Source organism: Shewanella sairae, assembly GCF_023283535.1.
GTDB classification, from domain to species: Bacteria; Pseudomonadota; Gammaproteobacteria; order Enterobacterales; family Shewanellaceae; genus Shewanella; species Shewanella sairae.
The window spans coordinates 25,875-38,138 of sequence record NZ_JAKILT010000008.1 but is presented as its reverse complement, the minus strand read 5'-3'; the positions used below and the strand labels follow the sequence as shown (position 1 = coordinate 38,138).

Genomic DNA, 12,264 nt, shown 5'->3' with positions numbered 1-12,264 from the left:
TTTGCTTTCAGTCTCTTTCCTGCACGTTCTCAAACAGTGATCTTTAAAGAAATTAAAAGTGATCTAATCCTTATCGTTCGAGGTAGTAATTAATAGGTTTAGATTAAATGTTGAGCAGGTAGGCTAGCTTGAACATATACTGATTAAGTGAACTGTGGGGTTGTAACGTTTAAAGCTTATTGATTGTAAAAGTATTTTTAACACACAGTTCCCAGCCTCAGCTGCAAAGCAATGTTTGATGACAAAAAGGAATTACTATGGCGAAGCTAAAATTTTTCCTCAATAAAATATGGCAAGTGCTTAAAAAACCAAGCGTTCATTATAGCTTAGGCTTTTTAGTATTAGGCGGCTTTGTCGCTGGAGTGATTTTTTGGGGGGCGTTTAATACCGCATTAGAGCTTTCGAGTACCGAAGAATTTTGCAGCAGTTGCCATCAAAATGTTTATCAAGAGATGGAGCCTACCATCCACTTTTCTAATCGTAGTGGCGTTCGTGCCACTTGCCATGATTGCCACGTCCCACATAAATGGACCGATAAAATCGCCCGAAAAATGCAAGCGTCAAAAGAGGTTTGGGCCTATCTAGTCGGTACCATTGATACACCGGAAAAGTTTGAAGCCCATCGCAAAGAGATGGCGCAGCGAGAATGGACACGATTAAAAGCCAACAACTCACTCGAATGCCGTAACTGTCACGAATTCGATTATATGGATTTCACTCGCCAATCAGATCGCGCAGCCAAAATGCATTCCACCTTTTTAGAAAGCGGTGAAAAAACCTGTATCGATTGCCATAAGGGGATCGCACATCAACTTCCAGATATGCAAGGCGTTGAGGGCTGGTGAGCAAAAATCGAAAGCGATTATCGTCTTCTTGCTCATTCGCCTAACTTAATAATCACTTTGCAGGTTAATAATTGAGTAGTCTTAAAATAAGCTTAATACCTCTTAGTGAATATTTTGTTATCAAAACCACCCAATAGTTTGATATTTAACCACCTTTAAACCATTGTTTAGTGTGTTATGAATAGTTTAACAAGGTTTTAATGCGCCTTTCTAATCGGTAAGTTCGTTTAGGATGTGTGGTTAAACCATTGATTAACCAAAGATGATGATCTGGATCAACCTCTGTAGTGGTTTACCAAATTGGGGGTATACAGGTGATTGTTACGTTATTGCTATCATTTTAACTCAAGTTGAGCGAACTAACGTAGAGTAATAAATCGAAATGCTTAGTTAGACATTTTGCTCAATCCATTCGTAAACCGATTAAATGAGCCCACTTGTTGGAGGATTTATGAGTTCCACACCGAATGATGAGAAAAAGCTGGAGTTTAGAATTTTCATATTTCTAACGGTATTTCTCGCCCCTCTACTGTCAGTTTTACTTGTATCAGGCTTAGGTTTCGCAATTTGGTTTAGCCAAATTCTAACCGGTCCGCCAGGTGCAGGTTAAAACGATAAAAACAAAAATATAAATAAACAGAGTGATACAGATGAGCAATGAACTTCACGTAACAAGCTTGGTACTCCAAGTGCAGCCAGAACAAATGCCTGAGGTAAGGCAAGCCATTATCAAAATGGAAAATGCTGAACTCTCGGTTAATAACGAAGTGAAATTGGTCGTGGTGCTAGAAGGCGATAGCCAGAAATCACTGATGACAGATATTGAAACGATAAACGCCATCCCCGGTGTGTTGTCGGCTGCAATGGTTTATCACCAAAGTGAAGTACTTGAAGAGGGTGAACAATGAAAATGAATAGACGCGAATTTATGAAAGCTAACGCCGCTCTTACCGCAGCGAGCGTAGCCGGTTTAGCTTTACCTGCAACAGCAAGTAACCTAATCACGAGTTCTGAAGAAACAAAACTAGAATGGAATAAAGCGCCATGCCGTTTTTGTGGTACGGGTTGCTCGGTGATTGTTGCCACGCGTGATGGCAAAGTGGTTGCGACGCACGGTGACGCTAAAAGTGAAGTGAACCGCGGCTTAAACTGTATTAAAGGTTATTTCCTGTCGAAAATCATGTATGCCAAAGACAGGCTGCAAACACCTATGTTGCGTATGACTAACGGCAAGTATGATAAAAATGGTGAGTTTACGCCGATCTCTTGGGACACGGCTTTTGACACCATGGCTGAAAAGTGGAAAAAGACCATTAAAGAAAAAGGGCCTACTGCAGTGGGGATGTTTGGCTCGGGTCAGTGGACAGTTTGGGAAGGTTACGCCGCTTCTAAACTGATGAAAGCAGGCTTTGGCTCAAACAATATTGACCCCAATGCGCGCCACTGTATGGCATCTGCTGTGGGCGGCTTTATGCGTACCTTTGGTATCGATGAGCCTATGGGATGTTACGATGATATGGAAGCTGCCGACGCCTTTGTACTTTGGGGCTCTAATATGGCAGAGATGCATCCGATCTTGTGGAGCCGGGTTACCGACCGTCGCTTAAGTGCACCACATGTCAAAGTATCGGTATTATCAACCTTTGAGCATAGATCATTTGATTTAGCTGATTTAGGCATAGTGTTCACCCCACAAACCGATTTGGCCATGCTGAATTTCATTGCCAACTACATTATTCAAAATGACAAAGTGAATTGGGACTTTGTTAACAAGCACGTTAACTTCCGTAAGGGTGAAACCGATATTGGTTATGGCCTGCGCCCATCACATCCATTACAAAAAGCCGCTAAGAATGTCAAAACCGCAGGTGATTCTACGTCAATCGATTTTGACGCCTTTAAAGCCTTTGTTGCTGATTACGATGTTAAGTCAGTGAGTGAACTTTCTGGCGTACCTGAACATAAATTGATTGAGTTAGCCGAGCTTTATGCCGATCCCGATAGAAAAGTAACGTCATTCTGGACCATGGGCTTTAACCAGCACACTCGTGGCGTTTGGTGTAATAACCTGATTTATAATATCCATCTGCTAACGGGTAAGATTTCTACGCCTGGTAACAGTCCATTCTCACTTACTGGGCAACCATCAGCATGTGGTACCGCGCGTGAAGTGGGCACTTTCTCTCATCGCTTACCGGCCGATTTAGTGGTGAATAATCCGAAGCATAGAGCAATTGCTGAGAAAATTTGGCGCATTCCAAGTGGCATTATTCCTCCAAAACCTGGTTATCATGCTGTTGAGCAAAACCGCCGTTTGAAGGATGGCGATTTGAACATGTACTGGGTGCAAGTCAATAACAATATGCAAGCCGCCCCGAATATGAATGAAGAAGGTTTACCGGGTTATCGTAATCCTGAAAACTTCATTGTGGTTTCAGACGCCTATCCAACAGTAACAACCCAAGCAGCAGATATGATTTTACCGTCAGCAATGTGGGTTGAAAAAGAAGGCGCCTATGGTAATGCTGAGCGACGTACTCAGTTCTGGCACCAGATGGTGAAAGCGCCGGGTGAATCTCGTTCAGATCTGTGGCAGTTAATGGAGTTCTCTAAGCGCTTTACAACCGATGAGGTTTGGCCTGCTGATGTACTGGCTGCAAATCCTGAATTTAAAGGTAAGACGTTATTTGAAGTGCTCTACCAAAATGGCAATGTTGAAAAGTTCCCATTGTCTGACACCGATAGCAAGTACATGAATGATGAGGCTAAAGATTTTGGTTTCTATGTGCAAAAAGGCTTGTTTGAAGAATATGCCACATTTGGTCGTGGCCACGGTCATGACTTAGCACCATTTGATACCTACCATGAAGTGCATGGTCTGCGCTGGCCTGTGGTCAATGGTAAAGAAACCAAATGGCGCTTTAGAGAAGGCAGCGATCCGTATGTGAAGGCGGGTAAAGGTTTCGAATTTTACGGAAAACCTGACGGTAAAGCAGTTATTTTTGCGCTGCCTTATGAGCATGCCGCTGAATCGCCTGATGAAGAGTTTGATATTTGGTTATCGACAGGACGGGTACTAGAGCATTGGCATTCAGGCTCAATGACGCAGCGTGTACCAGAGCTTTATAAAGCGTTTCCTGATGCGGTGTGTTTTATGCACCCAGATGATGCTAAAAAACGTGGCCTGCGCCGTGGTGATGAAGTACGTGTTATTTCCCGTCGAGGTGAAATTAAAACCCGTGTTGAAACCAGAGGTCGTAATAAGCCACCAGTCGGTCTTGTTTTTGTGCCTTGGTTTGACGCCAGTCAGTTGATTAACAAAGTGACCCTAGATGCGACGGATCCTTTGTCAAAACAAACTGACTTTAAAAAGTGCGCCGTTAAAATCGTTAAGGCATAGGAGCAATATCATGAAAACATTACTACGTGTATCCGCTGCTGCCTTGATGGCCATCTCGCTAAGTAGCGCATTTAGTGTATCGGCAGAGGGGATCCCCGCCGATAAAATCGCAACGCTGCGTGAAGCGCCACTTAATATTGAGCCGACTCCGCCGGTCATGCAAAAGGTGATCAACTCCGATGTAAAAGAGGTGCGTAATTACCCAATGCAGCCACCCGTTATTCCGCACAAGATTGATGGCTATCAGCTTAACCTTAACGTTAATAAGTGTATGTCTTGCCATGCTCGTACTCGAACGGGTGACTCGCAAGCGCCGATGGTGAGTGTGACTCACTATATGGACCGTGAGAATAACTTTTTGGCAACGCTGTCACCAAGACGCTATTTCTGTACCCAGTGCCATGTACCGCAGTTAGACGCTAAAGTATTAGTGCCTAATGAGTTTGTCGATATGGATACACTAATAAAAGCTGACGTTAAGAAAGAAGCTAAGCACTAGGAGCGGTTATGATTGCGAAATTACTCGCTACCCTTAAGAAAGTCTGGGCAGTACTCAGAAAACCAAGTGTGCACTATAGCTTAGGTTTTCTAACACTCGGTGGCTTTATTGCTGGGGTTATTTTTTGGGGTGGCTTTAATACGGCGTTATCAGTATCCAATACCGAAGCGTTTTGTATTAGCTGTCATGAGATGGAAAATAACGTGTATCAAGAGCTTCAATCTACCATCCACTTTACTAACCGAAGTGGTGTGAGAGCGACGTGTCCTGATTGTCATGTACCACACAATTGGACCGATAAAATAGCCCGTAAGATGCAAGCTTCGAAAGAAGTTTGGGGCAAGCTTTTTGGTACCATTAATACTCGAGAAAAGTTTGAAGCAAAACGCTTAGAACTTGCCGAGCATGAGTGGGCACGTTTAAAAGCTAATGATTCATTGGAATGTCGAAACTGTCATAACTTTGATTACATGGACTTTACGCGCCAGTCTCAACGAGCAGCAAATATGCACTCGACCTCATTAGCCAGTGGTGAGAAGACTTGTATTGATTGCCATAAAGGCATCGCGCATCAGCTGCCAGACATGAAAGGGGTAGAAGGTTGGTAGACTAACCTTGTTTTGATAGCTTAAAATTAAAAAGCCAGCGCATATTGCGCTGGCTTTTCGTTTTTAGGCTAAAGGCAAAAGCTTTTACATTAGCGTGTACGTTAGCTTTTTAACTGCGCCAAAATATTACCTGAAAGATACTGGGCAAAATCATCACCATGATTCTGTAGCATCTTAGGGAACATCGAAATATGAGTTTGCCCTGGGAAGGTATTGATCTCATTAAGCAAAATCTCATTTTCATCAGTTAAAAAGAAGTCGATTCTAGATAAATGACGCAGCTTCATACCTTTGAATGCTTTAATCGCATATTCTTGAATTTGCTTAGCGGTCGCCGCATCAACATCGGCTTCAATCACAGTCTGTGCTTGGCTATTTTCAGCATACTTTTCATCAAAGCTATAGAAAGTATTGCTAGCACAAACAATCTCACCCGGTTTAGTGGCAACAATTTCGCCGTTAACTTCATAGGTCGCAACTTCAAGTTCACGGGCGTTAATGGTTTTTTCTACCACAACGTAAGGTGAGTACTTAAAGGCTTCTTCAAGTGAAGTCGCTAATTGCTCAAGTGTATCAACGCGGTAACAGCCGACTGATGAGCCCTGTGATGCCGCTTTAATAAAGATTGAGCCCCATTTTTCAAGTGCTTGCTCAGTTTGTTGAACGGCATCTTGGTTAAATTCGTTTAAGAAAATATATGGCGTATTGGGGATCCCAAGGGCGCTAAACCACATTTTAGCGGTCACTTTATTAAAGCAGTTACTGCTGGCTTCTGAGTCACAGCCAAAGTACGGCAGATTGATAAGCTCAAAGTAAGATTGAATATCGCCAGTTTCACCTGGGTAGCCGTGCATACAGGGGATCACGTAATCCACATCCCAAGCGGTTTTGCTGTGGTCTGCAAAGCGAATTTGTCTGCTATTGGTTAGCTCACACAGTTCGCCTGTTTGAGTGTGATATTGGCCTTGAGCATTAAGCTCAACGCGCAGCACATTGAAATGAGATAACGTGGCTAATTGGGCTTCAAAAAAATTGGCTGATAAGAGTGAGATGCTGTGTTCATCACCACCACCACCGCACAATAGTAATATATTCTTTTGGGTCATTTTCTCTCCAGCAGTTGCCCATAATAAAAGTCAGCTGAATCACTATGGCGTAATCGCCTTTTAATGCAAGTAATCCATGTTGCTTATGGCTTAAATGCTGCTTTTATATTCGAGTCGATTAAGCATTTTACGCTTAGTTTACATTAAAGTCTGAAATCAAATCTTTCACTATGCATCACGCCAGAGTCGTTGGGCTAAGCCTGATGCCCGTTGGGGTAGCCTGGTGCAGGCTTGCTCAAATACTCTTTGGCTGCCTAAACAGCTAAAGTGATGTTTAGCACGGGTAATGGCGGTATAAACCAGTTCTTTGGATAACAATTGTTGTTGCGCCACACTTGGTCTTATTGGCAGTACAAGCGACACATGGCTAAACTCACTACCTTGGCTTTTATGCACTGTCATGGCGTAACAAGTCTCATGGCTGGGCAGTCTTGCAGGCAGCACTTTTAGTAAGCTGCCGTCTGCTTGAATAAAGTGTGCCATCAATCGTCCGTTTTGACTTTGAGGATCTGGGAGGATAAGCCCAATATCGCCATTGAATAAGCCGAGGTTATAGTCGTTACTTTGGATGATAATTGGCCGCCCAGCATAAAACTCTTGCTCGGGTTTAATTAATCCGCCAGCTGCTAGGGCTGAGGTAACACTTTGGTTGATCCCTTCAACCCCATACTCGCCAGCGCGCATGGCACATAAAATCCGGTATTGGTTAAAGCTATCAATAATGGCCTCGGCATCAAGGCCCGTTTGTGTATTTGCTTGCTTGATAGCGGTTAAATAAAGACCATATTTGTCAACGGATTCGGCTAATAGGCTTTCAAGACCTGTATTGCTTGACGTATTGCTTTGTTGGTTGAGCAGGCTGTGTTCTATCCAGCGCAGTTCTTGATAACCATGTTGCCACACTTCGGCGACACGCGGTAAATTCGACTGATTAACGGCCAGTGCCAATTGGCCTATCCCTGCATCGCCTTGAAAACGATGACTGTGCATTAGCATACATAAACTATCGCCAATTTTCGGGCTGGGGTGAGTAAAAGCGGTGAGGGTACTATCGGTTAATTGACTCAGCTTTTCAGCTTGAGCCTGTGAATAGCGCATCTGCCAGCGGCTTTTACCTGTTGTTTTTGATACCTGTTTTAAGCCTGCGCAGATATCGGCAAGTACAGCGCCCGCTTCTACAGAAGCTAGCTGATCTTGATCGCCAAGTAATATTAAGCTGGCATGTTCAGGTAGCGCCGATAACACCTTGTGCATCATCGGCAAGTCGACCATAGAGGCTTCATCAATCACTAATAAGTCTAGACGCAAAGGATTATCTTTATGGTGCCTAAACTGATGTGAGTTAGGAATAACGCCTAACAAGCGATGCAGGGTAGCAGCATCTTCTGGCACTTTGGCGATGTTTTTGTCTAAATCAGCAATATTGGCTTGAGCCAGTTCATTGGCTAGGCGTTGCTTGGAGGCTTTTATTGACTCACTTAATCTTGCCGCGGCTTTACCGGTTGGCGCAACTAATCGTATGGTGAGATCTTGGCCTGCACAGAGTAGATACAGCAGCTTTGTTACCGTTGTGGTTTTACCTGTGCCCGGACCGCCGGTGATCACCGCGAGCTTTTTAGTCATTGCGGTAGCTGTGGCTATTTTTTGCCAATCGTATTGTAATTCGGTAGGCGGGAAAAGCTTACCCAATAGCTCATTCACTGCCTTTATATCAGTTAACTGAGGGGCAGCATGTTGCTCTGCAAACGATAAACGTTTGAGTGAGTCTGCGACTTCTGTTTCATAGTGATAATAGCGCTGTAGGTATAGATTACCTTTATCAAGGATCAGCGGCGTTAGTGCGCCATTTTTCGGCGTACTTATGGCATCAAAGTTGAGTAATGCTTGCTCTAGTGATAAAAGGTCGAGCTCTATTTGGCATTGGCTCGATTGTTCTTTAAATGGGTTAGATAAATCAATCTGCCTGAGCGGTAAGCAGGTGTGCTGACTCGACAAGTACTGGCTTACGAGTGCGCATATAAGCGTAAATAAAGGCGATGACTCTCCATGTAGCTTACTCATTTCTAAGGCAAAGTGTCTATCTAGTGAGGTCATTAACCGAGCTTGTTGCCACTCTCTAAGTAACTCGTTTATTGATTTAGTTGCGGCGATCATTTTGCCTCCACTGATGCTGTATTGCTAAATAAAGCATCGAGCTTCTCAATAAGTAATTTGGGTGGTTTGTCGTAGTACACACCTGATTGCGGGCTTGATTGCGACATGCCGCGTAAAAAGAGGTAGAAACTGCCACCAATGTGTTGCTCGTAATCATAGTTAGGCATACGTAATGACAAATACCTATGCAGGGCTAAGGTATAGATAATGTATTGCAGATCATAGCGGTGAGAGCGGATCGCCTGCTGCATATTATTAAAATGATATAAATTCAGATCATCGCCTAAATGGTTAGACTTATAATCGGCGATAAAGAATTGATTATTGTGCTCAAATGTCAAATCCACAAAGCCCTTTAACATCCCTTTTAACTCATCAAAAGCCAGTCCCGCGCTGTAGTCAAATTCACTTAGCAATTGATTCAGTTTTTCAGCATTGAGTGCATCAATTGGCAGGTAAAACTCCATTTCAACCAGTTTTTGTTGATTGCTAAGTTGCGCTAAAGTCAACGATCCATCCGTTGCCAACGGGGCATGCAGCAGATCCATGTACCAGTCTTTTAGCACTTGGGTCCAGCTTTCATCTATGCCATATTTGAGCATAGCGATAGGGAGTTGCTCATCTAACTCTTTGTCTGCATTAGTAAAGTCAATAAGCTCTAATACAAGGTGCATAAAGCTACCGGCGTTAGCACCGCGCTCAAAGGTAAACCGCGATGGGGTGTCATCGACTTCATCGCTTATCACATCCACCTCGGGAAAGACTTCATCGTCAGCGCCGGGTAACACTTTCTCATGGGCAAGATGCTTAACTAGCCCTGAATAACTGCCGACTCGCCAAGGCGTCAGGTGAGGGCGATTAAGATACTTAGGCGCAAAGTGTGTTGGCGCGCTATCGCAAGTTTCAAGTAGGCGTATTTCAGCATCTGCAAGATTGCCGCTACCTGCCGGGGCCAATTCATGTAGACTCATCGCAACGGGGCAAGTTTGTTGTAAGCGTTTAGCCTGAGTGAGCAGTCTATCGTAATCACAGGCTTTGTCCTCAATACCTAGCAGGTAGCCGATTGCGGTTTCGTGTAGCTGGCTGGTCATGCCTGATTTTTTGGTAAAACGGCTATGGTTAGCAATATACAAATAGCACTTAAGCACCGGGCGAGTGAGCGCAACATACAGTAAACGCAGATCTTCGGCTAAGGTTTCACGCTTTTGTCGCTCCCAACCTTCATCTGTTTGCTCAATATCCCAAATCAACTGGTTGTTGTCGTGATAAAGCATCGGCGATGGCTTTTTACGATTATCTCGGCTTAAGCTGACAAAAGGCACAAAGCAGATTGGATATTCCAGACCTTTACTTTTATGGATGGTGACAATTTGTACCAGGTTTTGCTCGCTTTCAAGGCGTAGCTGCGCATCTTCACTCGGCTGATTTTCAATAAGTGCTTGCTCAAACCAGTTGATGAGGGCACTCATGCCGTCAAGCTCGGTGGCTTTTTGCTGCAGCAATTCACCTAAATGCCTAAAGTCGGTTAAACGGCGCTCGCCATCACTGTCGCTAAGCAAGCGCTCAATGATTTGAGTTTGGCTGGCAAGGGTAAGCAAGGCGGGCATAATGCCGCGCTTTATCCATACTTGATGTAATTCGGCAAACTGCTCGAGCAAGGTTTGACGCTTATCTTCATCTTGATTAAATAGATGAATCGCTTCAGCGCTGTATCCAAGTAACGAAGTAGCAAGGGCGCTGCGCAGTGCTCGCTCATCTTTTGGATCGCTAATCGCATACAGTACGAGTGCGAGTTCGCGTGCCTCTAAGGTGCCAAATACGCTATCGCGGCTTAAAAATACTGCACCTATTTGGCGTTGATTTAACGCTGACTTGATAACATTGGCTTCATGTCGGTCTCTTACCAGTACGGCAATGTCCTTGGCCTTTAAAGGTGAGCTGCCAATTAAACATTGGTTTTGCTGAGCATCGGTAAGCAGTGTGGTGATCTCATCGGCGACATCGTTTGCTATCAGTTGCCGTGCGGTGGTTTTATTAAGGCCTTTCTCAGCCTCTTCGCTTAACAGTCTTAAACGCAGCGCACTATTATCTGCTGTTTGCTCGGTCAATATTTTGCTGTCGGCAAAGCTTGATGCTTTTACCGATTCAAATGGAATTGACAGGCTAATAAAGGGGTCATCTTTTTGGCTAAAGATACCGTTGACCGCTTCAACCATCTGTTTATTGGAGCGATAGTTGGTATCTAGGTTGTAATGCTTAGCTGTTTGTTCACGGGCATGAATGTAGGTATGAATATCGGCGCCGCGAAACGCATAAATAGCCTGCTTAGGATCGCCAATCATCAATAGGCTTAGCTTATCTTTGCGCGTCTCTACAGCTACGTCAGAATCGTCGTTTTTATCACTTTGATAAATCGTATTAAAAATCTCAAATTGCAGTGGATCTGTGTCTTGAAACTCATCGATTAAGGCAACCGGAAAGCGCTGACTAATACTATTGGCAAGGCCCAACTCTTGCGATGCTTTTAATGCACCCGCAAGGGTAAGTAACAGATCATCTGGTGTGAGTAAATTACGCTCGAGCTTTTGCGCGGCAAAGCGCTTGGAGATCCCATCTCTGGCACAATATAAAAAGCTTGGAATCAGGCTGGTGATTAACTCGGCAAGGCGCTCGATATGGTCAAGCTCTGGTGCTTGTTGCGCCGTTGGGATTTGACCGCCTTTGTTTAGCTTTAAATTATTAAGCGATAGCGCATCGAGCACTTTTGCGGGCGGCAAGCCTTGGCCAAAGGCCGCCCAATTGTCGAGTTCGTCGAGCATTTTAGCAAGTTTTGGGTAACCGTCAGCCTGCTTGCCAAAACGTGCACCGTTTAGCGGCAGTGAGTGCAGTAACTCTTCCGTTTGACCACGCGCATTGGGCCAATTTTTCTTAAAGCGATTTAGGCTTTCATTAAGCTCAACTTCAAGTTTGTCAAAGGCTCTCGGCGCAGGTGTTGCAATCGCGCTACTGGCACCAAGAATGGGCCTAAGTTGACGAGATAGCGCGTCAGGATCGCTAAACTTTGACTGAATCACATCGGCTAAACTGCCACTAAGCGGGTAGCATTTCTCTCGCCAAAAATCGCGCACCGCATGATGTACAAACTCACTGTCATCTAAGGTGAATTCTGACTCAAACAGTAACGATGACTCAAAGGCCATATCAGCCAAAATTCGCTGACAAAAGCCATGGATGGTATAGATTGCCGCTTCATCTAACGACTTTAAGGCAAGATCTAAGCGTTTTCTTACTAGTGGCAATTCAGCCTCTGCGGTTGCCTGATATAGTGCGTTGATTAAATCGTCTTTGACTTCTAAACCAATAAAGCACCGATAAGCGAGCTGGATTTTTTTACGAATACGATCTCTTAGCTCGCCCGTAGCTGCATTGGTAAAGGTTACAACCAAAATTTGCTCACAGGTCAGTGGTGACTCAATCCCGTGACCGAGCAATAAACGCACGTACAAACCCGCAATGGTAAAGGTTTTACCTGTACCGGCACTGGCTTCAATTAATCGACTACCGCCAAAAGGCAAGGTGAGAGTGTCGAGTGGCTCAGTAACGATAGTTGCTGTGCTTGTGTTATCGGCCATATTAATATCTGTTTTCATAG

General features: G+C 44.3%; 9 protein-coding genes. 6 read left to right on the top strand and 3 right to left on the bottom strand.

Features of this window, described 5'->3' with window-relative positions; all coding sequences use genetic code 11:
- Positions 1-257: 257 nt before the first annotated feature.
- The 6 genes from L2748_RS04845 to L2748_RS04820 all read left to right on the top strand — a co-directional run bounded on the left by L2748_RS04845 (position 258) and on the right by L2748_RS04820 (position 5,352).
- Entirely contained in the window at positions 258-845 is a 588-nt protein-coding gene (locus tag L2748_RS04845; RefSeq protein WP_220780851.1) for a NapC/NirT family cytochrome c, read from the top strand.
- A gap of 451 nt (positions 846-1,296) precedes the next feature.
- The gene (locus L2748_RS04840; RefSeq protein ID WP_012155661.1) at positions 1,297-1,455 is read left to right on the top strand and encodes a periplasmic nitrate reductase, NapE protein; all 159 of its coding nucleotides are present in this window, start codon (positions 1,297-1,299) and stop codon (positions 1,453-1,455) included.
- Positions 1,456-1,495: 40 nt separating this feature from the next.
- On the top strand, positions 1,496-1,753 hold the full coding sequence (locus L2748_RS04835) for a chaperone NapD (protein ID WP_220780852.1): 258 nt from the start codon (positions 1,496-1,498) through the stop codon (positions 1,751-1,753).
- A gap of 2 nt (positions 1,754-1,755) precedes the next feature.
- On the top strand, positions 1,756-4,245 hold the full coding sequence (napA, locus tag L2748_RS04830) for a nitrate reductase catalytic subunit NapA (RefSeq protein ID WP_220780868.1): 2,490 nt from the start codon (positions 1,756-1,758) through the stop codon (positions 4,243-4,245).
- Positions 4,246-4,255: 10 nt separating this feature from the next.
- Entirely contained in the window at positions 4,256-4,744 is a 489-nt protein-coding gene (locus L2748_RS04825; RefSeq protein ID WP_220780853.1) for a nitrate reductase cytochrome c-type subunit, read from the top strand.
- 8 nt (positions 4,745-4,752) lie between these two features.
- Positions 4,753-5,352, top strand: coding sequence for a cytochrome c3 family protein (locus L2748_RS04820; protein ID WP_220780854.1), 600 nt, complete (start codon positions 4,753-4,755; stop codon positions 5,350-5,352).
- Positions 5,353-5,453: 101 nt separating this feature from the next.
- Here the strand turns inward: L2748_RS04820 and L2748_RS04815 are convergent, their stop codons facing one another.
- The 3 genes from L2748_RS04815 to recB form a co-directional block, all read right to left on the bottom strand.
- The gene (locus L2748_RS04815) at positions 5,454-6,458 is read right to left on the bottom strand and encodes a D-alanine--D-alanine ligase (protein ID WP_220780855.1); all 1,005 of its coding nucleotides are present in this window, start codon (positions 6,456-6,458) and stop codon (positions 5,454-5,456) included.
- A gap of 168 nt (positions 6,459-6,626) precedes the next feature.
- Complete coding sequence (recD, locus tag L2748_RS04810) at positions 6,627-8,612, bottom strand: exodeoxyribonuclease V subunit alpha (RefSeq protein ID WP_220780856.1); 1,986 nt, start codon at positions 8,610-8,612, stop codon at positions 6,627-6,629.
- A complete protein-coding gene (gene recB, locus L2748_RS04805; protein WP_373317202.1) occupies positions 8,609-12,262 on the bottom strand; it encodes an exodeoxyribonuclease V subunit beta in 3,654 nt (1,217 codons plus the stop codon). The genes recD and recB overlap by 4 nt, the downstream gene beginning before the upstream one ends.
- Between the last annotated feature and the right edge of the window lie 2 nt (positions 12,263-12,264).

What these genes read in the sequence shown, in the direction of transcription:
- L2748_RS04845 (WP_220780851.1), top strand. Translation starts at nt 258, where the DNA reads ATGGCGAAGCTAAAATTTTTCCTCAATAAAATATGGCAAGTGCTTAAA.
- L2748_RS04840 (WP_012155661.1), top strand. Translation starts at nt 1,297, where the DNA reads ATGAGTTCCACACCGAATGATGAGAAAAAGCTGGAGTTTAGAATTTTC.
- L2748_RS04835 (WP_220780852.1), top strand. Translation starts at nt 1,496, where the DNA reads ATGAGCAATGAACTTCACGTAACAAGCTTGGTACTCCAAGTGCAGCCA.
- napA (WP_220780868.1), top strand. Translation starts at nt 1,756, where the DNA reads ATGAATAGACGCGAATTTATGAAAGCTAACGCCGCTCTTACCGCAGCG.
- L2748_RS04825 (WP_220780853.1), top strand. Translation starts at nt 4,256, where the DNA reads ATGAAAACATTACTACGTGTATCCGCTGCTGCCTTGATGGCCATCTCG.
- L2748_RS04820 (WP_220780854.1), top strand. Translation starts at nt 4,753, where the DNA reads ATGATTGCGAAATTACTCGCTACCCTTAAGAAAGTCTGGGCAGTACTC.
- L2748_RS04815 (WP_220780855.1), bottom strand. Translation starts at nt 6,458, where the DNA reads ATGACCCAAAAGAATATATTACTATTGTGCGGTGGTGGTGGTGATGAA.
- recD (WP_220780856.1), bottom strand. Translation starts at nt 8,612, where the DNA reads ATGATCGCCGCAACTAAATCAATAAACGAGTTACTTAGAGAGTGGCAA.
- recB (WP_373317202.1), bottom strand. Translation starts at nt 12,262, where the DNA reads ATGAAAACAGATATTAATATGGCCGATAACACAAGCACAGCAACTATC.